Source organism: Haemophilus sp. SZY H53 (genome assembly GCF_054332375.1).
Genome location: NZ_JBTGNV010000007.1, coordinates 14,499 through 36,992, shown reverse-complemented (window position 1 = coordinate 36,992; position 22,494 = coordinate 14,499). Strand labels below are relative to the sequence as shown.

21 protein-coding genes and 1 pseudogene are annotated in these 22,494 nt (G+C 39.3%); 10 read left to right on the top strand and 12 right to left on the bottom strand.

The window, feature by feature from the left end; translation table 11 throughout:
- Window positions 1-6: 6 nt before the first annotated feature.
- The gene (gene hypD, locus ACXVWB_RS07700; RefSeq protein ID WP_289902066.1) at window positions 7-1,119 is read left to right on the top strand and encodes a hydrogenase formation protein HypD; all 1,113 of its coding nucleotides are present in this window, start codon (window positions 7-9) and stop codon (window positions 1,117-1,119) included.
- Window positions 1,120-1,123: 4 nt separating this feature from the next.
- Window positions 1,124-2,137 carry a hydrogenase expression/formation protein HypE gene (hypE, locus tag ACXVWB_RS07695; protein WP_289902067.1) on the top strand — a complete coding sequence of 338 codons (1,014 nt, stop codon included), beginning with the start codon at window positions 1,124-1,126 and terminating at the stop codon, window positions 2,135-2,137.
- A 67-nt stretch (window positions 2,138-2,204) separates the two neighbouring features.
- On the opposite strand, the gene ACXVWB_RS07690 is transcribed toward hypE, so the two are convergent.
- The 3 genes from ACXVWB_RS07690 to purR all read right to left on the bottom strand — a co-directional run bounded on the left by ACXVWB_RS07690 (window position 2,205) and on the right by purR (window position 6,468).
- On the bottom strand, window positions 2,205-2,528 hold the full coding sequence (locus ACXVWB_RS07690; RefSeq protein ID WP_049357433.1) for an HI1450 family dsDNA-mimic protein: 324 nt from the start codon (window positions 2,526-2,528) through the stop codon (window positions 2,205-2,207).
- Window positions 2,529-2,641: 113 nt separating this feature from the next.
- Window positions 2,642-5,281, bottom strand: a complete 2,640-nt coding sequence (gene ppc, locus ACXVWB_RS07685; protein WP_289902068.1) for a phosphoenolpyruvate carboxylase — start codon at window positions 5,279-5,281, stop codon at window positions 2,642-2,644.
- Window positions 5,282-5,457: 176 nt separating this feature from the next.
- On the bottom strand, window positions 5,458-6,468 hold the full coding sequence (gene purR, locus ACXVWB_RS07680) for an HTH-type transcriptional repressor PurR (RefSeq protein ID WP_289902069.1): 1,011 nt from the start codon (window positions 6,466-6,468) through the stop codon (window positions 5,458-5,460).
- Between the two features lie 395 nt (window positions 6,469-6,863).
- Between purR and ACXVWB_RS07675 the strand changes: the two genes are divergently transcribed.
- The 8 genes and pseudogenes from ACXVWB_RS07675 (at window position 6,864) to ACXVWB_RS07640 (ending at window position 13,594) form a co-directional block, all read left to right on the top strand.
- Window positions 6,864-7,634, top strand: coding sequence for a glycosyltransferase family 25 protein (locus ACXVWB_RS07675; protein ID WP_289902096.1), 771 nt, complete (start codon window positions 6,864-6,866; stop codon window positions 7,632-7,634).
- A 7-nt stretch (window positions 7,635-7,641) separates the two neighbouring features.
- Window positions 7,642-8,841, top strand: coding sequence for a hypothetical protein (locus ACXVWB_RS07670; protein ID WP_289902070.1), 1,200 nt, complete (start codon window positions 7,642-7,644; stop codon window positions 8,839-8,841).
- A complete protein-coding gene (locus tag ACXVWB_RS07665; RefSeq protein WP_289902071.1) occupies window positions 8,834-9,715 on the top strand; it encodes a glycosyltransferase family 2 protein in 882 nt (293 codons plus the stop codon). The genes ACXVWB_RS07670 and ACXVWB_RS07665 overlap by 8 nt, the downstream gene beginning before the upstream one ends.
- 22 nt (window positions 9,716-9,737) lie before the next feature.
- Window positions 9,738-10,541, top strand: a complete 804-nt coding sequence (locus tag ACXVWB_RS07660; RefSeq protein WP_289902072.1) for a glycosyltransferase family 2 protein — start codon at window positions 9,738-9,740, stop codon at window positions 10,539-10,541.
- Window positions 10,542-10,574: 33 nt separating this feature from the next.
- On the top strand, window positions 10,575-11,657 hold the full coding sequence (locus ACXVWB_RS07655) for a lytic murein transglycosylase (RefSeq protein WP_289902073.1): 1,083 nt from the start codon (window positions 10,575-10,577) through the stop codon (window positions 11,655-11,657).
- A gap of 79 nt (window positions 11,658-11,736) precedes the next feature.
- Window positions 11,737-12,876: a cytochrome-c peroxidase gene (locus ACXVWB_RS07650; protein ID WP_289902074.1), complete on the top strand. Its 1,140-nt coding sequence runs from the start codon at window positions 11,737-11,739 to the stop codon at window positions 12,874-12,876.
- Window positions 12,875-13,146 (top strand): annotated as a pseudogene (locus ACXVWB_RS07645) (ABC transporter ATP-binding protein); the annotation flags it as partial. The gene ACXVWB_RS07650 and the pseudogene ACXVWB_RS07645, both read left to right, overlap by 2 nt.
- A 13-nt stretch (window positions 13,147-13,159) precedes the next feature.
- On the top strand, window positions 13,160-13,594 hold the full coding sequence (locus ACXVWB_RS07640) for a pseudoazurin (RefSeq protein ID WP_128787413.1): 435 nt from the start codon (window positions 13,160-13,162) through the stop codon (window positions 13,592-13,594).
- A gap of 123 nt (window positions 13,595-13,717) precedes the next feature.
- Here the strand turns inward: ACXVWB_RS07640 and ACXVWB_RS07635 are convergent, their stop codons facing one another.
- From ACXVWB_RS07635 to ACXVWB_RS07595, 9 genes are all read right to left on the bottom strand, one after another.
- Window positions 13,718-14,332: a lipoprotein HlpB gene (locus tag ACXVWB_RS07635; protein WP_289902075.1), complete on the bottom strand. Its 615-nt coding sequence runs from the start codon at window positions 14,330-14,332 to the stop codon at window positions 13,718-13,720.
- Between the two features lie 101 nt (window positions 14,333-14,433).
- Window positions 14,434-14,757, bottom strand: coding sequence for a c-type cytochrome (locus ACXVWB_RS07630; protein ID WP_049357409.1), 324 nt, complete (start codon window positions 14,755-14,757; stop codon window positions 14,434-14,436).
- Window positions 14,758-14,762: 5 nt separating this feature from the next.
- Entirely contained in the window at window positions 14,763-15,242 is a 480-nt protein-coding gene (locus ACXVWB_RS07625) for a TlpA family protein disulfide reductase (protein WP_049357407.1), read from the bottom strand.
- Window positions 15,232-15,903, bottom strand: a complete 672-nt coding sequence (locus ACXVWB_RS07620) for an ABC transporter ATP-binding protein (protein ID WP_289902076.1) — start codon at window positions 15,901-15,903, stop codon at window positions 15,232-15,234. Before ACXVWB_RS07620 ends, ACXVWB_RS07625 begins: the two co-directional genes overlap by 11 nt.
- A gap of 1 nt (window position 15,904) precedes the next feature.
- Complete coding sequence (locus ACXVWB_RS07615) at window positions 15,905-17,038, bottom strand: ABC transporter permease (protein WP_289902077.1); 1,134 nt, start codon at window positions 17,036-17,038, stop codon at window positions 15,905-15,907.
- Window positions 17,025-18,365, bottom strand: a complete 1,341-nt coding sequence (locus ACXVWB_RS07610) for an ABC transporter permease (protein WP_289902078.1) — start codon at window positions 18,363-18,365, stop codon at window positions 17,025-17,027. Before ACXVWB_RS07610 ends, ACXVWB_RS07615 begins: the two co-directional genes overlap by 14 nt.
- Window positions 18,365-19,759: a Fe-S-containing protein gene (locus tag ACXVWB_RS07605; protein ID WP_289902079.1), complete on the bottom strand. Its 1,395-nt coding sequence runs from the start codon at window positions 19,757-19,759 to the stop codon at window positions 18,365-18,367. The genes ACXVWB_RS07610 and ACXVWB_RS07605 overlap by 1 nt, the downstream gene beginning before the upstream one ends.
- Before the next feature lie 115 nt (window positions 19,760-19,874).
- Entirely contained in the window at window positions 19,875-20,396 is a 522-nt protein-coding gene (locus ACXVWB_RS07600) for an iron transporter (RefSeq protein WP_049357398.1), read from the bottom strand.
- Between the two features lie 28 nt (window positions 20,397-20,424).
- Entirely contained in the window at window positions 20,425-22,329 is a 1,905-nt protein-coding gene (locus ACXVWB_RS07595) for an FTR1 family protein (protein ID WP_289902080.1), read from the bottom strand.
- Window positions 22,330-22,494 lie beyond the last annotated feature (165 nt).

Genomic DNA, 22,494 nt, shown 5'->3' with positions numbered 1-22,494 from the left:
CATCAAATGCAGTTTGTTGATGAATTTCGTGATCCTGAACTGGCTAAAAGTCTGTTGCAGCGATTACAAAAAATAATGGAAAAACAACCGCACTTTACGCCAGAAAATCCGTTATATCTGATGGAGGTCTGCGGCGGACATACTCATACCATTTTTAAATTTGGGCTTGATCGTTTATTACCGAAAAGTATCGAATTTATTCACGGTCCAGGCTGCCCAGTATGTGTCTTACCGATGGGGCGAATTGATGTCTGTATTGAGATTGCTCGTCGTCCAGAAGTCATTTTCTGTACTTTCGGTGATGCGATGCGAGTGCGCGGACGTTTAGGCTCATTATTAGAAGCCAAAGCTCAGGGCGCGGATGTTCGTATCGTTTATTCACCGCTCGATGCATTGAATATCGCATCAAATAATCCAGACAAAAAAGTCGTATTCTTTTCACTCGGTTTTGAAACGACGATGCCAAGTGCCGCGATTACCTTGCAACAAGCGAAAAAACAGCAGTTAAAAAACTTTTTTGTGGTATGCCAAAATATTACTATCATCCCGACATTACACAGCTTATTGTCGCAAGGACAAGTAAAAATTGACGGCTTTATTGCGCCCGGTCATGTCAGCATGGTGATTGGTTCTGAACCTTACCAAGAATTGTGTGACACCTATCATAAGCCTTTTGTGATCACTGGTTTTGAACCTTTAGATATCCTACAAGCAATTTTAATGTTGGTAACACAGATTGCTGAACAACGCTGTGAAGTGGAAAACCAGTATAAACGCATTGTGCACCAACATGGCAATCTGTTGGCTCAACAGGCAATAAGCGAAGTATTCCGCTTGAAAGCCAGCAGCGAATGGCGTGGATTGGGCGAAATTGCCGAATCGGGTGTAGAACTGACAGATGATTATCAATGCTTTGATGCAGAAGCTCATTTTGCTTGTCAGCCACATCAAGTTGCAGATGATCCTGACTCTCGCTGCGGTGATGTATTAATCGGTAAATGCAAGCCGGCGGATTGCCCATTATTTGCTAAAAAATGTAATCCAGACAATGCTTATGGTGCGTTGATGGTGTCTTCCGAAGGGGCATGTGCGGCCTATTATCAATACAGACGAGAATAAAACAATGACTGATTTTATTACAATGGCACACGGAAATGGTGGTGCCACAATGCAAGAGTTGATCCGCGATTATTTTGTCGAGGCATTTGATAACCCAATACTTTCACAAGGCGAAGATCAGGCTCGCATTGCTTTACAAGAGTTGAATGCTTTAGGTGGGACTCTGTCATTTTCTACCGATAGCTTTGTGATTGATCCGATTTTTTTCCCTGGTGGTGATATCGGCAAATTGGCTGTATGTGGTACAGCTAACGATGTAGCGGTATGTGGTGCTGTACCAAAATATTTATCCTGTGGTTTCATTTTGGAAGAAGGTTTACCACTAGAAACTTTAAAAAAATTGATTCAATCCATGGCAAAAGCCTGCCAGTCAGCCGGTATTCAAGTGGTAACCGGTGATACCAAAGTGGTACAAAAAGGCGCGATAGATAAAGTGTTTATCAATACGGCAGGCATTGGTGTGATTCCAAACGGACTTGACTGGGGCGTACATCGCATTCAACCAGGTGATCAGATTATCGTGAGTGGTACTTTGGGTGATCATGGTGCAACCATTTTGAATTTACGCGAAAATCTCGGTATTCAAACAGATTTATGCAGTGATTGTGCCGTGCTTGCCCCGCTTATTGATTGTATTCGTCCGATTGAAGGGGTTAAAGCTGTACGCGATGCAACTCGTGGTGGTGTGAATGCGGTACTTCATGAATTTGCACAGGCACAGAAAGTGGGGATTCAAATTGATGAAACGATTTTACCGATTCGTCAGGAAGTACGCGGTATTTGCGAATTACTCGGTTTGGATGCATTAAATTTTGCTAATGAAGGTAAATTGGTGATTGTGGTGGATAAAGAAAAAACAGCAGAAATTCTGACCGCACTTCGTCGCCATCCATTAGGTGAAAATGCGACCGTAATCGGCGAGGTAACGACTGATGGCAAAGTTCGTGCTGTTGGTCTTTTCGGTCAAAGTCGTTTATTAGACTTACCACGCAACGAACCTTTACCACGAATTTGTTAAGCAAAAACCGGTTTAATTTAAAATTAAACCGGTTTTAGTTTATCAATTGATATATAGAGAAGAGTGATTATTTTTTCCAAATAACGTGGAATTCACGATCTTCTTCTCGGTGTGAAATTAAGAATTTTGCAAACACATCATCCATTTCATCTTTCTCATTCACTAACCCTACCCAAACTTCAGCAAAAGCGTCAGGATCGATTAACACCCCAATTTCTTGTTCCCAATCGTCTGCTGTTTCGACAAACTCGACAGCTCCACGATCTTCAAATTGCAGATTGAATAGCATAATATCAGCGGGATCGAGATTTTCACCTGCCATCTCTAAGAAAATATCATAAGCAAGATCAATCGCTGCATCGGGATCGAGTTTTTGAATATCAGTTGTCATTGGGTTTTCCTTCATTAAGTCAATTGTGCGTATGATACCGCAAGAAATACAAAACAAAAAGTGCGGTCAAATTTATCATTATTTTTGGCCGCACTTATTTTTAGTTGCCGTAATTAGCCCGTATTCCGCATACCTGCGGCAATACCTGTGATGGTAATCATCAAGGCTTGTTCGACATCAGAGCTTGGGTTTTCAGGCGATTCACGGAAACGACGGAGCAATTCCACTTGAAGGAGATTAAGTGGATCCGTATAAACATTACGTAACGCAATAGAATCGGCGATCCACGGCAAGTCCGCCATTAATTCATCTTTGTGAGAAAGCGAAAGCACGGTTTTAATATCCGCATTGAGTTGATTACGCAGATTTTCACCTAAGTACCAAAGTTCTTTTTTCACTAAGTTATGATCATATTGTTCTGAAAGCCAAGTATCGGTTTTACTGAACACCATTTCTAACATGCCCACACGAGTAGAGAAGAATGGCCACGCTTTACACATTTCTTCAATGATATGACCTTTGCCTTCATCCACAATTTTTTGAATTGCCGCCCCTGCACCAAGCCATGCTGGTAGCATTAAACGGTTTTGCATCCAAGCAAAAATCCATGGAATGGCACGTAAGCTTTCTACGCCACCATTTGGATTACGTTTTGCAGGGCGAGATCCAAGTGGTAGTTTAGACAGTTCTTGTTCCGGTGTAGCACTGCGGAAATAAGGCACGAAGTCTTTATCACCACGAACAACACGACGGTAAATGTCACATGAAGTAGCGGAAAGCTCATCCATGACCGCACGCCATTCTGCCTTAGGTTCAGGCGGTGGAAGTAGGTTTGCTTCCAAAATCGCACTTGCGTAAAGATCAAAGGTTTCAACTGCAACTTCGGGTAAACCCAGTTTAAAGCGGATCATTTCCCCTTGTTCAGTCACACGTAAACCATTTTTGAGTGAGCGTGGAGGTTGAGAAAGTAATGCCGCATGTGCAGGTGCGCCACCTCGACCGATTGTACCACCACGACCATGGAATAAAGTGAGTTCAATACCCAGTTCTTCGGTTAAATTGACTAATGCTTCTTGTGCACGATATTGTGCCCATGAAGCTGCCATCATTCCCGCATCTTTGGCTGAGTCAGAATAACCAATCATCACCATTTGATGATTGTTAATCACGCCACGATACCAACCAATATTAAACAATTGACGCATGACACCTTCAGAGGCATCTAAGTCATCTAAGGTTTCAAAAAGTGGTACGACAGGAATGTGATAAGGCACGCCCGCTTCTTTTAATAATAAATGCACAGCAAGCACATCAGAGGCACTTCTTGCCATTGAAATAATATAGCAAGCAATCACGCCTTGTTTTTGTTGGGCAATGACTTTACACGTATCTAAAATCTCTTGGGTTTCAGCAGACGGCTCCCAATGGGCTGGAATTAATGGACGGCGAGAATTTAATTCACGTACCAAGAAAGATTGTTTTTCAGCTTCGTTCCATTGTGCATAATCACCAATACCAAGATAACGGGTGATTTCAGCAATCGCATCGGTATGACGCGTGCTTTCTTGACGGATATCCATTTGTGAAAGCGTGACCCCAAAACAGCGAATGCGATGCAAAATATCTAATAATGAACCATTGGCAATAATCCGCATGCCACACGCCATTAATGATTGATAGCAATCATAGAGCGGTTCCCAAAGTTGATTATCTTCCATGATGATATCCGCTTGGCTTACGCGTGGTGGACGATTAGCCATGCAATCTTCAAAGTAATCAAGGGTCGCGATAAGTTTTTCACGAAGTTGTTTGACCACAAAACGATAAGGCTCTAAATGCTCACCATATTTTGCGGTAAATTCTGGCGTGCATTTCACCATTGATAATTCATCGGTAAGGGATTTGATGTCATTTAAGAATAAATCCGATGCTTTCCAACGAGCAAGATAGAGCACTTGTTGGGTTATTTTTGAGGTAACAAACGGGTTACCATCACGGTCTCCCCCCATCCAAGAAGAAATTCTGACAGGGCGTAAGCCCACAGGTAAATCGTAGCCTAAGAATTCACGAGCATGTTCATTTAATTGACGTAAGAATTCTGGTACTCCTTGCCATAGGCTGTTTTCAATCATGGCGAAGCCCCATTTTGCTTCATCGAATGGGGTAGGGCGAACAGTACGGATTTCATTAGTATGCCAAGCTTCAGCAATTAAACGAAGCAACAGACGTTCAATAATGCCGCGTTCTTTCGGCGTTAAATCATCGTGCTCTAATTTACTTAAGCATTTATTGATTTCAACGTGTTTATGGACTAAAGAACGACGTGTAGTTTCGGTTGGGTGTGCCGTTAATACAAGCTCAATAAGTAAGTTTTCAACGGTTTTGTAAACCTCTTCTTTTGAGGCATTTTGTGCTTTTAAACGTTGAAATAAAGCACTCAAAGAACGGTTAGAGGACTGTAAATCTTTATGTTGGCGAGAGACCGTTTGGTATTGTTCAGCGATATTCGTCAGATTAAGAAAATGGCTGAATGCACGCGCAACGGGAATAATGTTTTCGTTAGAAATGGTGGAAAGGGTATCCAACAATGTTTTACGGGCTTGGCTATCGCCCGCTCGAGATTGTTTGGACAATTGGCGAACCTTTTCAATCAAGGTAAGAATGTCTTCGCCTTGTGCATCATTAATGGTTTCCCCAAGAAAACGCCCTAACATATTAATATTATGGCGGAGAGTGCGATACTCATTAGTCATATGAACTCCGATAAAGAAAAATAAAATAAAACCAGGAGAGATATAATCAAAAATATGTATCGGGATCAAATGCTATACGTCGAAAACTTGTATTAAATCAAAAAAGCTGAAAATAAGTAAAAAAAAGACCGCACTTTTTTAGATAAAATTTAAAGTGCGGTCAAAAAATTTAATGTTTATGCAAGTGTACGGACTGATTTTCGTAGTACCAATTCTGGATGGATCGCAATACGATGTTTTTCGTGGCTGTCGTTATCTTTATTGGCGATTCGTTCAAATAACAGATTAACCGCCTGTGCACCTAAACGTGATTTAGATTGGTGAATCGTGGTGAGTGGCGGTGCATAGAAACGTGATGAGTGAATATTGTCATAGCCAATAATCGAAATATCATCAGGCACGCGCAAGCCTTTTTCTGTAATAGCAGAAATTGCACCTAATGCCATCACATCATTACAGCAGAAGACAGCAGTAGGTAGGCTGTCTTGTACGAGAATTTTATTCATACACTCGTAACCATCTTCAGGCTCGAAGAAACCTTCCATAATCCAATTTTCATGAATTGGCAGATTGGCTTCATTCATGGCTTTCACAAAACCTTCATAACGTGTTCTTGCGGTAGTTTTATCCAATTCCCCCGCAATAAGACCAATAGCTTTATGACCACAATCAATTAAGTGCTTAGTCGCAATATAACCGCCCGTAAAGCTGTTATCTTCAATGACATCTGTATCAGTATTAGGCCCCCAGTCCATTACAACCATTGGTATGTCAGCTGCGTTAGAAAGGATATCAAGTGAATGGGATGTATATTCAGAACACATGACTAATAAGCCATCTACACGTTTTTTGGCAAGCATGTCTAAATGGTTTTTAATCTTTTCTGGATCATTTTGTGTGTTACATAAAAACAATGAATAGCTTTGGCGATAACAATGATCTTCAACGGCATGAATGATTTCAGCAAAATAAGGGGATTCACTAGTGGTAACAATCATCCCAATAGATTTTGTCGTATTGACTTTCAAACTCCGCGCAACAGCACTAGGTGAATATTTCAAGTTTTTAATGGCTTGCATCACCGCTTCTTCGGTTTCTTTTGCTACAAAACGGGTTTTATTAATTACATGGGAAACTGTGGTAGTTGAAACACCAGCCATCTTCGCGACATCTTTAATTGTTGCCATAATTTTGCCTCTAGAAAATTTTTTCTATTATAAAGATTGAAACTAAAGAGGTTAAGCAGATTATAAAAATTTTTTGAAAAAACGTACTTTATTGTTAGAATAGGATATCTTTAACTAAACAAGTGGGAAATTAAAATGGGTGATTTTGGTTACGCGATGCTAACAGTAGTACTTTCTTTAAGTGTTGTAGTTGGTTTAGCTGTTGCAATTTTTTAATAGAAAGAAAAACATATTTAGGATTAACCGCGCTTTAAGCAATTAAAGTGCGGTTATTTTTTTGGTTGTTTTTTGTCTCCGAGCTAAAAGCAATGCCAACTGGCTATTTCTTTAGTATAATTTGCAACTATTTTCGTTTGTTGCAATCAAAATAACGCAAAAACTAAATTGAGATAATGATGAATAAATATTTGATTTCACTAGATAAAGATGTTCAGCGTCGTGAGCTGTTTTTTGCTCAACCTGATACCGCCGATTTTGCTGTATTTTCAGCGATTAATACCATGCAAAAAGAGTGGGATGAATTGGCTGAAGTATTCAATCCAACGAAGTTTGAACAGCATTATGGACGCAACGTCACAAAAGGCGAAATTGGTTGTACATTAAGCCATTTAGCGGTTTATCGTCAGATCGTAGAAGATCAAAATGTGACGGAAAATGACTATGCGTTAGTCTGTGAAGATGATGCGTTATTTAACGCTAATTTATCGCCAAACACAACCGCACTTTTAACCGAAAAATGCGATGCAGATATTGTATTAATCGGGCAGTCAAAAATTGCGGAATTTGATGATGTGGAATTGGAAATTAATTATCCGACAACCTTCTCATTTTTACGTCAAACAGTGGGTGATGTCACCGTAGCTTACCCATATAAAAGTTATTTTGCAGGCACGGTAGCATACTTAATTAAAAAATCAGCGGCACGTGCATTTTTAAAGCAACTCAAACAAGAAAAGCCGTTTTGGCTTGCTGATGATTTCTTATTATTTGAAACCCAATTCCAGATTAATAACAATGTGGTTCGTCCGCTTGTGGCCATTGAAAATCCACAATTAGTGAGTAATTTGGAAGCGATTCGTGGTTCAAAATCTAATAATTTAGTGAAGAAATTAATTAAATATCCGCTCAAAAAAATCTTAGCGGTGAAAAAGAATTTAGGAAAATAACGTAAAAATGACCGCACTTTTTAACCTTTTTTATCTTTACGATCCTTGGCTGTTCCATGTCGTACGAATGTCATTCGTCGCGGGCTTGGCTGCATTGGTTGTTTTGGCTTATCAGTACATTAAAAAGCAGAAACCGCAAGGCATCATTCTGCCTTTAGACAGTCTTGCTGTTTTAGGTGGATTGATTGTTTTCAGTGTGATTCCGTTATTACTTAATGGCACAAAAGATCTTTCAGTTATCACCATGTATGTGAAGGAATTGATTTTATTCCTCTTAGGCGTGGGACTGTATAATGCGTTTTATGCCAATGCAAACGGACAACAACGAGTCGTGCGAGATTTGCAAATTGGTGTTGTGGTGCAATTTGCAGTGGGCATCATTGGCTTGCTCGGCGCATCATTTATGATCGATTTCTTGCTTTCAACCAATGCAGTGTTGCCCGCACGTTTTTATGGTTCAGAGCAGGAATATCGCCTATATAACATCACCGCAACGGCTTTTTTCCAGTTGAGTTTATTCTATTTAATGCTGTTGCATTTCTTGCTCGCTTACAACGCTAAACATAATACACTTCCAAGTATTTTAGTGTTTTTTATGCTATGTATCGGATTAATTTCAGGACGCACATTCCTTCTGTTATCCGTCGTAAGCATTTTAGTGTATTTCAAATGGCGTTATGTGCCATCACTCATTGCATTCGCCGTTTTAGTCTTATTATTGGCGTATTTCTTACCAGAAAATCCTTATGTGGCACATGCTTTAGAACCCGTGATCAATTTATTGCACGGAGCAGGATTCGTCAGTTCGTCAACCGATACGTTGATGAAAAACCACCTGTTCATGCCAACGCTTAAACAGTTTATTTATGGTGATGGGATGTATATGACCGGTGAGTTAGAAGTTGGCCGTTACTATGGGCATACGGATTCTGGTTTCTTACGCCAAATTCTTTATGGTGGCGTGTCTTATGCTTTAGTGTGTTTTGCCGTGACATTCTATTTTGTACACAAAGTCGCCTTAAATTGGTTTGATGGCAGCTGGAAATTTATTCTTTCTGCTTTCGTGATTTTAGCGTTCTGTAACATCAAAGCGGATACCTTTGCTTTCCCGGGCATTATGTTTGTCATGCTGATGTTCTTATCGCTTTTTGGCACTCACGGTAAACAACTTATTTTATTTAAACAAAAGGAGCCGAAAGATGTTTAGTATCATCGTGCCTTCTTATAATCGGAAAGAAGAAATTCCTGCGTTATTGGAAAGTTTAACCAAGCAAACCACTTATAATTTTGATGTGGTGATTGTGGATGATTGTTCTAAAGAACCCGTTGAAGTGACACAATCTTATCCATTTGCAGTTAAAGTTATTCGTAACGAAACCAACCAAGGGGCAGCAGAAAGCCGTAATATCGGGGCAAGAAATGCCGATAATGATTGGTTGTTATTCCTTGATGATGATGATCGTTTTGCAAATGATAAATGTCAGAAATTAGCCGATGTGATTACCGAGCATGCTGATGTTAACTTTGTTTACCATCCAGCTAAATGTGAAATGGTGAATGAAGGCTTTAGCTATGTGACCAACCCAATTGAGCCACAAGAGATCAGCGTTGAACGAATTTTACTGGCGAATAAAATTGGTGGTATGCCGATGATTGGGGTGAAAAAAGATCTGTTTTTAAAAATTGGCGGATTATCAACCGCACTTCGTTCATTGGAAGACTATGATTTCTTGCTGAAACTTGTGCAAGATCCTACGTTTAAAGCGTGTAAAGTAGCAGAACCATTAACTTATTGTACGTTCCATACTAAGCGTTCTAGCGTATCAACGGATACGACTAATACGCAAAAAGCGATTGATTATATCCGTGAAAATTATGTGAAAACGGCAGAGCAAGAAAAGAATTTTGCCATCAACGCACAATATATGTTGGCTTACCCACATATAATGAATTTATCCCGTAAAGCGGCTTTTTACTATTTTGAGATTTTTAAATTAACGAAAAGTATTAAGCAGCTAATTATTGCCTTTGTGGTTCTAATTTCACCTAAATTGGCAATTAATTTGAAACGGTTTATATAGATAACTTATTAGATAGAGAAGTATGAAATTTTCAGTTTTAATGTCCTTATACGTTAAGGAAAATCCACAATATTTAAGAGAATGTTTTGAAAGTTTAGTGGCTCAAACCCATCCAGCAGATGAGATCGTATTGGTGTTTGATGGTGCGGTAACACCAGAATTGGAAGCCGTGGTTGCTGAATTCGAAACCAAATTACCCTTAAACTTAGTGAAGTTGCCAAAGAACTTAGGCTTAGGCAAAGCACTCAATGAAGGATTAAAACATTGTTCTCACGATTGGGTCTTCCGTATGGACACAGATGATATTTGTGTGCCAGAGCGTTTTGCGAAACAAGTGGCGTTTATTGAGCAACATCCGGATACGATTATTTTTGGTGGGCAGATTGCTGAGTTTGGCGAAAATATTCAAGACATCGTGGCATATCGTCATGTGCCGACTGATGCACAAGATATCGTTAAATTTACGCAAAAACGTTGTCCGTTCAATCACATGACGGTGGCATATCAAAAAAGTGCGGTCATTAATTGTGGTGGATATGAGGATTTACAGGAAGATTATTACCTGTGGATTAAGCTTGTAGCACAAGGTCAAAACGTGGCAAACTTGCCGGACATTTTAGTTTATGCCCGCGTGGGTAATGGCATGGTCGGGCGTCGTCGAGGTTTAAACCAAGCGAAAGCAGAATGGCGTTTATTTAAATTGAAACACCGCTTAGGTATTCAAGGTTTATTTTCAGGCCTATTCACCTTTGTCTTGCGTTCAGGTTCTCGCTTATTACCAACCTCGTTATTGAAAGCGGTTTATAACCAATTTTTACGCAAATAATGCGATATTTTGATAATTAAAAAAGGAAAACAAATGAATTTAATCTCAACGTTAAAAATGACGGCATTATCGACCGCACTTTTATTAGTGGGCTGCTCGAGCGTTTCAATGGTAAATAGTAGTGCTATTTATAGTAAACCGAGAACTTTAAATAACTTCAATGATTATGTACAGTTTTTAAAAGGTAAAGCAGCGGCTGAAGGTGTATCGGCTTCAGTATTAAATGCGCAGAATAATATTCAGTATATGCAAAAGGCCGTGGATTTAGATCGTGCACAAGCGGGTAGAAGTAAACGTAGTGCAGATAAACCTCAATTACCCAATCCAAACGGCACAACCAATTATTTGAATAAAGTACTGACTCAAAACAAAGTGGATATTGCCGCAGAGCGTTATTGGGAAGTCCAAGCGCCATTACAACAAGCAAGCCAACGTTATGGTGTTCAACAGGAATATATCCTTGCCTTATGGGGTATGGAAAGTAGCTTTGGTCACTACCAAGGTCGCTATGATGTGCTTTCCGCTTTAGCCACATTAGCATTTGATGGCAGACGTGAAGCCTTATTCAGTAAAGAATTTGTGAATGCGATGAAAATGTTAGAACGTGATCATATTCAACGTCACAGAATGTTAGGCTCTTGGGCGGGCGCAATGGGACAAACTCAATTTATGCCAAGTGCATTCTTGAATTATGCGGCAGATGGTAATAATGATGGTGTGAAGGACATTTGGACGAACCAATTTGATGCGTTTGCTTCAATTGCAAATTATCTTCACACTGTAGGTTGGGATAACAAATTGCCTTGGGGCGTTGAAGTCACATTAAATCAACCATTAGATTTATCGCTTTCAGGCATTGAGAAAAACAAAGCTCGTTCATTAAGTGACTGGCAATCCAAAGGTATCACCTTAGCGAGCTTCAGCCAACAAGAACAAGATAAATTGACCGCACTTTCGCAAGCCGATCTTTGGTTAGTTCGTCCCGATAAAGAAGTTGGCCGTGCATTCTTGGTCTCCAATAACTACCGCACAATTTTAGATTGGAACAAATCAAACTATTTCGGCGTGAGTATTGGTATGTTTGCTGATCGCATTAAGATGGCCACCGGCTTGTAGAAAATTATTTTCCTTTTATAATCCAGCAAAGCTTTGTTGGATTATTTTTTATCTATAATTTGAATATTTGGAGAACACGATGCAAAAAAAATGGCTTTCTATTTTATTGTTTGCACCTTTGATACAGAGCAATTATACCTTAGCTGATCAAGCTAAAGGAAAAGAATTGAATTATCAAGGATTGGGTGAAGTGCTGTTTTTTGATAAATCGCTTTCTTTTAATAAAACACAAAGCTGCTCAACTTGTCACAACCCGGGTACGGCCTTTGTGGATCAACGTAAAAATTCGGCAAATCAAATGGTCTCCGAGGGAGATAATCCGCATCTTCATGGTAATCGCAATGCCAACACGGCACTTTATGCGATGTTTTCACCAGATTTTCATTTTGATGAAAAAACTCAAGATTATGTTGGCGGACAATTCTGGGATGGGCGTGCAAAAGATTTAGCCGAGCAAGCAGGTGGTCCACCTATTAATCCAGTGGAAATGGGCATGCCAGATAAAAAATCGATTGTCGAACGTCTAAAAGCAAATTCAATTTATTACAAGGCAATTACAGATATTTATGGTGAAAGTATTTGGGCTGATACCGACAGAATCTATGCCATTATGGAAAAAGCCATTGCAGAGTTCGAAAAGCATGAATTATTTGCGCAATTCTCTTCAAAATATGATCGTGCATTAAAAAATGAAGCGGAATTGACCGCACTTGAATCGGAAGGTAAGGCATTATTTTTCGATAAAACACGAACAAACTGCAGTAATTGCCATCAATCAAGTGACGCGAATTCAGTAAAAGAGACCTTTACGAATTATCGCTATTACAATATCGGCGTGCCAAGTAACCAAGCGTTAATTAAGTTAAATAAACTTGCGGCTGATTATGTGGATAATGGACTATTGGATAATCCAATGGTAAAAGGCGATGAAAAGCAAAAAGGTAAATTTAAAGTGCCAACATTGCGTAACATTGGTGTCACAGCACCTTATATGCATAACGGCGTTTTCCGTGATTTAAAAACCGTTTTGCTATTTAAAGACAGTTTTAATAATCCTAATCGTAAAATCAATCCTGAAACAGGAAAAGCGTGGGATAAAGCCGAATATGCTCCAACCATTAATCCTGATGTTTTAAAAGCCAAACCGCTTACAGATGAAGAGATTAATGCATTAGAAGCATTCTTAAAAACGTTAACTGACGAAGCTTACGAAGAATAATTATCAGATTAATCTATTAGAATAAGTTTACACCTATACGAAACAGAAAAATCTGATTACTATAATGGTATTACATGATTTAAGTCTTGCCGCTCAATTTTCAGATGAGTTGATTTTACTTGGTGAAGATAAAGTGCAAGGCGTAGGCGATGCTCATCATGTTTTACAAGTCGAAACCATTAATCGTTTGTATCATGTAAACGTTGAATTATTGCAATGTAGTGCCGGTTTGCAGTGGTTCGTCCACAACGTAAATCAGCACATTCTTAAGAAGGAAATGAAAATGAAGAAAATTGTACTTGCAGCATTAGTAGGTTTAAGTTTTACTGCTCAAGCCGCACATTATGACATTAAAATGTTAAATTCAAATAGTGAAGGCTCAATGGTTTTTGAACCGGGTTATTTAAAAGTTCAACCAGGAGATACAGTGACATTTCGTCCAGAAAATAAAAGCCACTTTGTACACAGTAAAGCGATTCCTGAAGGTGCACAAAAATTCCAATCTGAAGAAGATCAAGAGCTTACGATCACTTTAGATAAAGAAGGTGTGTATGTTTATAGTTGTCCAGTACACCGTTCAATGAATATGAATGGTGTGATTCAAGTGGGTGATAATCTACCAAACAAAGAACAAGCGGAGAAAGTGGTGAAAGATCTTGAGAAGAAATCCATGACGAATAAAGGTCGTCTTGAAAAATATTTTGCTCAAGTAAAATAATTATTGAAATCGATGCGCCAGTTTAATGATTGGCGCATCTTATTTTATAGGTAGATGCTGTCTAGCTATAAATAAAAAAACCTTACTTGTTACAGTAAGGTTTTTTTCATCTTTAACGCTTAATTATTTTGCAGCTGGAGCAGCTGGTGCTGCAGGTGCAAATTTTTGTGCTAAATCAGCACCGTCTTTTTGTAATTTAGCGACTGCAGCTTGTAGTTTTTCAACTTTAGCTTGGTAAGCTTTAGTTTGTTCTTCAGTTGGTGCTTTAGTTGCTAAGTTTAATTGATCAACTAATAATTCACTTGATAACGCAAGTACTTCTTTATTTTGATCTTTGATGTTTTTCACTGAAGGTGAAGCAACTTCTAATTTATCTAAGCTTGCAATAGTATCTTCAACAGTTTTGTTGAAAGTTTTGATTGCTTCTTCAATTTTCTTTTCATCTTTTGCTTCAACCGCAGCAGCTAAATCAGATTGAAGTTTTTGTTGTGCAGTCATTTGAGCTTGAGCTTGGCTTGCATTCCATTCAAGTAATTTGTTGTAGTCAGCTTGTTCTTGAGCAGGAGTTGCTTCAGCTGGTTTAGCCGCTTCAGCAGGTTTTGCTGCTTCTTGTTTAGCTTCTGGCGCAGGCTGAGTAGTTTCAGGTTTTGCCGGAGCTGGTTTATCTGCTGGTTTATCACAAGCAGTTAAGAATAATGCAAATAATGCAGTTGCACTGATTTTAGTAAATTTGTTCATAAACAATCCTTTATTGATATATAAAAAACTTCTTAGCTTATAAAAATTAAGCCCTTTTTAAGACCTTGTATTTTAAAATTAGTTTAAAAAAATTTCAAAAACTATTTTAGTGTTTGAATATATTCACTTAAATTATGAATATCTTGTTCACTTAAACGTTGTTTTGCAGGGCTTCCTGCGCTAGGAATATTTCCTGCTTTTCGTTCTGAAAGTGCGGTTGAAATTTCTTCTGGTTTTAGCTGATTAATGATTTTTGATTCACCCATTGCTGGTTTTTCGCCTTGTTTTCCATGACAAGTTGCACAAGACCGTTTATATACCTTTTCTGCTTTCACTAAGTCAGCTTCGGCAGAAAGGGCTGGAGCCGCAAATAAAAAGCCTAAAACGGGTAAAAAAATAGAGAGTAAGTAAATTCGTTTTTGCATTTTGGCTAGCCTTTAAATAATTTATCTAAATCTGCTGCGGGAATCGCCCCTTCATATTTAGCCTGAATATTGCCTTCAGGTGTGATCACAAAGCTTGTTGGCGTGCCAATAAGCTGATAGCGTTCCGCTGTGATTTTTAATTGGTCTTTGATAACTGGCAGCATAAGCTGACGTTTGGCGACTACGGCTTTGGTATCCACTTTATCACCATCTACGTTAATAGCGATAAGTTGAACTTTATTTGGATTAGCTTCAGCCAATTTTTCAAATTCTTTTAACTCAGCGACACATCGACCACAGGTTTCAGACCAGAATGTCAGTAGGCGAGTGCCTTGCCAATTATCAAGTTTCACCTCTTTACCTTGTAAATCATAGGCAGCGATGTCTGGCGCTTTTTGACCAATAGCCGCAACTTCGTCTTTACAAGAAACGCTGCCAAAAATGACCGCACTTATCGCAAGTAGTTTTACGAATTTATTTTTCATGAATGTCCTCTTTTACAAATTTTCCGTGGTGGAGATAAATAACACGATTGGTTAACTCACTCAATTCAGGATTGTGTGTAACCATCACAATGGTTCTACCTTGACGATTTAACTCTTGTAGTAAATCCAGTACAAGCGCTTCATTTTTTTCATCGAGGTTACCCGTAGGTTCATCGGCAAAAATGACCGGAGGTTGGTTCACTAATGCACGAGCAATACATACCCGTTGTTGTTCGCCTCCGGAAAGTTGGCTTGGACGGTGATCAATACGATGACCTAGTCCCACTTGCTCGAGTACCGCTTTAGCCGCCGCTTCATCAATCACACTGTGATAGTGCTGTGCGAGCATCACATTTTCAAGTGCGGTCAAATAAGGAATTAAATGGAATTGTTGGAAAACTAGACCAATTTTTTCCGCTCGGAAACGTTGGCGACCTACTTCATCCAGTTGGGCTGCATCGACACCATCTAAAATGACTTTACCTTCACTGGCGGTATCTAAACCGGTCAGAATATTCATGAGCGTGGTTTTACCGGAACCCGATGCCCCCATGATGGCAATAAATTCACCTTGGCGAATTTGAATATTAATATCTTCTAAAGCAGTGACTTGCCCGAATCGTTTATATAAATGTTGCGTTTCAATCACAAATTCACTCATTTTATTCCCCTTTCAACACATTTGCGGTTTGAATATTTAAAGCGCGTTTGGTTGGTACAATCACCGCAATAAAGGCAACCAATAACGATAAGACGATAGTAATAGGAATAACCGGTAGACGCATATCAATGTAAGATTTAAATACGGTTAATCCAAGTAATTGTGCCAAAATGTAGCCGAGAATCAGTCCCGCAACAATAGCACAAAGTGCAATGATCAGAATCTCAGTACTAATCTGTTTAATGATGTCACTTTGTTTAGCACCTAAGGCTTTTTGTAGTGCAAATTCTTTTGCTCGCTCACCAACAATCGCAATCAACGTGGTGTTCACACAAAGGGTAGCGAGAATCAAAATGACTAATGAGATTAAGCCCATCAATCCTTTAATTTTATCTAAAATCTGCCCTTCAGACGCTGAGACTTTTCGAATTGATCGAGCAGTTAGATCGAGTTGGCGTTGCATAATGTCTTGGGCAAATTGTGCAACGTTACCTTGTTCATTTTTGACATTGAGCAAGGCGTTGTTTGCCAATCCTTCTTTATCTAACCAACTTTGTGCAAATTCTAAGCTAACGATTAACATGTTGTCTGTGGCATCGCCTGCCTCAACAATACCTTTTATCGTGAATTCATGTTTTTCGACGGCATTTTTGGAAAGCTTTAACTTACTCCCAACGCCTAAATTAAGACGTTCAGCTAAGGTTTTACCAATCATGGCATGGCGATCGTCAAAATTCACATTAATGGACGAACCGGTAATTTGCCAATAAGGCGCGAGCACACGCATATCTTCAAACCACACGCCCATAATCACGATTTTTTCTAAATCACTTCGTGCAACACCATATAAATAAGGGCTGGCAGCGGTGATAAAATTATCCGGTGCATGATGAAGAATTTGTTTTAATTGGCGTTCTTTCATCAAACCACCATTGGCAGCCCCAATGTAAAAGTTTGCCCCGAAAGTACGGAGCTCTTGGCTCATTTTGGTATTAATATCAAAATATACTGCAGCCATTGCGGTCACAATGGACGCACCGACAGTCAACGCAGAGAAGATAATAAATACCCGTTGTAAACGTAGGCGTAATGCTTGGAAGATTAAACGCCAAAACATACTTTTATTGGCGGCCATACAGCACCTCCACAGGGTAAAGTTTGGCAATACGATGGGCTGGGAACCAAGTGCCCACCACAGCAATTAAAATAGACAGCATCAATACGCAAGGGATGACAATCCAAGCGAAACTCAGTGGTACGCCAAATAGCGCTGAACCAATAAATCTTGCTAAGCCCCAACCTGCAATACAACCAAGAGTGCCACCAATTAAGGCACTGATAATGGCTTCACAATAAAATAATAAAGCAATTTGCCATTGGTATGCGCCTAAAGCCTTCATTAGACCAATTTCTTTTGAGCGCTCAATGATCCCAGTACTCATTAATGAGGCAATGCCCATAGCAGCGGCGATTAAGGCAGCAAGAGTCACGACAGCAAGCAATAACTGGATTTTACCAATGACTACACCTTCTGATGCGGCAACCTGCCAAATTGGGCGAACAATAGCACCAGAGATAGCTTCTTCTAACTGATGTGAAATAGACGAAACATAAGCTGTACAATACCAACGATCGTACTCTTCAGCATCCAATGCATCGGTATTGGCACGTGCTTTGCGAGAAAGATCATTTTCCGGAACAGTAAGCGCAGACACTTTAACCGCTTGAATTTTTCCTTCTAAACCTAGTAATTTTTGCACGGCATTGAGTGGCATGACTAATTGATTATCTTCAGCGCCCCCAGTAGATAAAATCCCGGTAATTTCAACCGCACTTTGATTATCAAGTTCATCATTTTGATAGTGGAGCTTGATTTTATCGCCTTGTTTTAACCCAGTTCGTTGTGCTAATTGTTCACCAATGATCGCAGGAATAAATTCACCTTCAGGCATTTCAAGATCGTTTACCCATTCTCCTTGAACATGCCAATAAGGGCTAATAATTTTTTGGCCAGTATGGAAATCGTCTTCGTCTGGTACAGGAATGTTGTGATCGAAAAATGTACCAAGCACATTAATTTGTTCAAGTGCGGTCGATTTTTCATACGTTTTTGCAGAAAGAATTTCTGCTTTCACATCTGCACTTAATAATGGCGCAAATCCCACAATGTTATTTCGCCAGAAAATATCTTTAATATTCGGCAGTTCTTTTTCATCGAGGAAATCTTGGCTACTTAAATCTGTGTTATGGCTGAGTTCGCCAGGCAAGGCTGCATTGCTCGCAGGTTCAACTAAAATATTGGCACCGTAAGATTTTAGTTCTTTCGCCATTTTGTCGCCGATATCAATAGAAACAGCTAATAGCGCAGAGACTAATCCCGCAGCCAAGAAAATAGTCACCACGGCTAAAAATTTACGTTTTATGCTAAAACGCCAAGATTGGAATAACATTCTTGCTAGCATTATTCCCCCTTACCTAAATATTTTTCAGGGTTATCACGGAATAAATCAAGATTTTTCTCGCTTTCAAAGAAGTAAGTCTTACCTTCGTAATTATATTTGTGCTCTGTTTTAGTGTTTTTCATTTGGGTGCCACTAATAGGATCTTTTACATCGATTTCAACAATCGTGCTAAATAAATTCAGCCCTTCTTCTAAGCTGGTTCGATTAATGAGAATTTCAGTCTCAGTTTGTTGCCAATCTTCAATCGGTACAGGATTACAGCCACCCGGTTTACCAATAGATGGAATAAACATATGTACGCCGCAACCCACGCAAACGACTTGGTTACCTTCCATCACATAGCCTTGGTCACCACAAAGCAAGCAGGCATCAAATACTGCGGCTAAGCTCAATTTATCTGGCTGACGATTAATGACAAAGAAACGCACAGCTTTACCATCATCAGCAATCCAAACAAAACGGTGTAATTTGCCGTCTTTTACTTGCTCAATCGGAATGCGAACTTGTTGCTTGTCATCTAAGGTAACAGGAATTGCTTCTGAAAGTTGTGGGGGACGAGAAGCAATTTGCTCCCAATAAAGTTGCGTTGCAAAAGTAATCGCTAAAGCTAAATAGCCCCAACCGAGTAGGTGAGAAGAGGTACGTAATGCAGCTAATTTTTGGCGTTTTTCAATCGGTTCTTGTGTGGTATTAACTTGTTGCTTGCGTGATAAATGAATTTTGCCGTAAAAGATGGCAAGTACAACTAAGAGCAATGTTGCACAGATGTAATTTAACCAACGAGTGATTTCGCCTGATTTCGCAACAAAACTTAAACGAGGCTTGGTAAGTTCAAGCACCTGAAGTTTCATTAAAATTAATAAGAGTTCACCGATAAGTGGAACAAGCAAGCAAACTAAGAGAAGGCTAATAGCACCTTTTAAAAGTGCGGTTGATTTTTGTTGTGTTTTTACCGCTTGTTTTAGAAGTAAATAGATCCAGCCTTGTAAGCATAGACAAAAAACAAAGGCAAAAATGACCGCACTTATATGTAAGATCGAATCGGTATTGATAACATCAGTAGAAACGAGAGCGGTAATGTTAGGATCTTTTGCCCAGAAGCTTCCAGCGATGAGCATTAATACCGTTTGCCAAAAGGCAGGTAAGCGACCTTTGCCGAAAATTAAACATAAGGCAAAGATAGTCAACAGCGTCAATATCACGCCATTAACGATTAAATTGGTGATTTGTCCCGTAGGTAAACTAAGGCGCAGTACGATACCGGCAATAAAACCGAATAGGCTAAGCCAAATTATTTTTTTCGCACTCACAGTGGATTGTTTACTGTGATAAACACCGAGCAATAATGAAAAAGGTAAAAGTGCTTGAAGCAGGAAAGTAAAAAAATAATTCATAGTTTGACCATTTAATAGGATAAAACAGACGATATTTTAAGGTTAAATGAAATGCTATTGCCTTCCCCTGAAATACAAGGGAAGGCAAGTCGGTAAAATCAATGTTTACCTGAGATTATTTGATGCCAGTGAATTTGAATTCATAGCTTACATCAAATGGTTTCCACCAACGACCTACACCCGTTTCAGAGTCGGTATGACGGTGCATACCCGCTTTTGATGGAGGATCGATGTGGTAAGTTAATTTATAGTTACCTACGCCCATCATTTTCACGTTTGCACCGTAGTGAGGACCATCCCCCGCTACCATTGGCATGAAAGTACCTTCTTGTTTTTCACCCGTATCAGCATTTACCAAAGTATAGTTGATGGTTAAGTAAGGCATCCATTCACCATCACCAAAGCCATTTTTGTTACCTTTTACTGCGTGGATATCCGCTTCTAAGTGAATATCTGATTTTGCCGCAGGTAAACCCATACCACGAGGTTCCATATCGATTGGTTTGAGATAAACCGCCGCAATTTCCATTTCATTCATGGTTACCGCTTCACCGATTGGGTACTCTTGGAATGCGTTTGCAGTAGACGCGGTAAAAATACCCGCAAATAATGCTGTTGCTAAAAGTGCTTTTTTCATTGTTTTTCTCCTAAAGGATTGTTGGGTATTACGCGGCTTTTTTGCTTTGATATTTCATAATAAACAGAGCAAATACGGCTGCGATGAGTAAGATTGCTTGTGGGATTAGGGTTTCCATATAAGGATAAATACCTAACCACGAAATTTCAGGCACACCGCTAATCAGCGTTGGCTCGAAAAGTTTGCCTTCAATGAGTTCTAAAACAGATTTACCGGCGAATACAAAGGCCATTAAATACATGAAAGAACCCGTGAACATAAAGAATGGTTTAAGCGGTAATTTCACCACGGTATAACGCATCACGAAGTAGCAAATGGTGAGAATAATTACACCGACAATGATACCTGCGAAAAGATAGATAAAACTGACCGCACTTTTCGCATCACCCACGAGGGCATAGTAGAACAATACGGTTTCTGCCCCTTCACGATATACGGCTAAGAAACTGGTAAGCCATAAGCCGATGAGTGAGCCAGTAGTGAGGGCAGTTGAGAGTTTGCCTTCTAAATAACGTTTCCAGTTTTGTGCTTCGACTTTGGACAATAACCAGTAGCTCATCATAAAGAGCATGACTACAGCAAAAATCATCGTAAAGCCTTCGAGCAATTCGCGGTTTTGACCGGAATTTTCAAAGATAAGTTGGAAGATAAATGCGGTAACCACACTGGCAATTAATGCCACATAAACAGATTGGCGGATAACTGGCAATTTATCTTGGTGGTTATTTTTAATTAAGTAAGTCACGATAGCCGCAACAATTAATAAGGCTTCCAAACCTTCACGAAGAATGATTAAAAGGCTATATAAGAACATAGACCAATCACTTTGTTCTCCGCCCTGTAACATATCAACCGCTTTAGTTAGATTCAGGTCTAAACCATCAGCTTGCGCTTGTAACTTATCACTTTGTTCAGCTTTCATTAAGCTGACTAGACGGGTAAAGTAGCCTTCAAGTTCCGCTTTAAAGTTGCTATCACGAGAGCCAATTTTGTTCTCCATACCACTGCTTTCAAACACATCAAAATAGGTGTCTTGTACAGAAAGAATTGCTTTTTTGCTTTCACCTTGTTGATAGAGCGCAATAGCTTGTTGAATACGTTGGTTGATCTCTTGTTTAATCTTATTCCAATCTTGCTCTTGTTGATTATCTGTTGCTTGCTGCGCTGCATTGGATTGAACATTTTGTTCTTCACGTGTCGTTGGCAGGTTAGGCAAGTTTTCTTCAATATCTTGTAATAATTGCGTACTTTGATAACCAATCTCTGTGATTTGATCGGTTTGTTCACTTAAACGGATGATGTTGTAAAACTGTTGATTAATCGCCGCTGAAGTTTCTGCAGAGCGATTTTGGCGAATGGACATTTCCATTTCTGAATTTTTATAGCCATCGTATTGCGCTTGTTGGAACAATTTTTTCGCGTTAGCGAGATCACCATTTTGATACGCTTCGAGCCCTTGAGCGAGCAAATCATCAATGGTTTTAAAACTTTGTTGCCAATAAGGGGCAATCGCTTGATTATCATAAACACCATGTTGACCATCGGCATTGAGCTGATGACCTTCAATCAATGATGGCAACACTTCTTGTAATTCTTTTTTGAGCTGATCGATTTTAGCTTGAATCTCTTGTTGTGAACTGCCTTCACCGATCATTTTACGGATCTCACCAAAAGTCGCTTCCATTTGGTAACTTTTTTGTGCCGAGAAATTGATACGAATTGGACCTTCTAGATTTTCAAACACTTCAAAATAAGCCATTTGCACTTCAGTGCGAGCATCATCAGTATTACCTTGCTGGACAAGTTGAGCGGTTTTATCTAAGCGTGACGTAATATCATTAACCCACTGTTGGTAGTCGTCTTGTGCAAAGAGTGAAGAAGAGAAGGCGAGTGAAAAAATTAAAAAGAAAAATCGAATAGAACGGAATAGCATCGCCTATTTACCTCAAATGAAATTAATTCCTATTAATAATTATACTTTGATATCAGTAAAATGACAATGAATAATTCCTATTTTTGTGATGAAGATCAAAAAATTCACAAGAGTCAGAAATGTTTAGAGGACGGTTGTATGCTTAAAAGAATAAAGCGCCTTTGT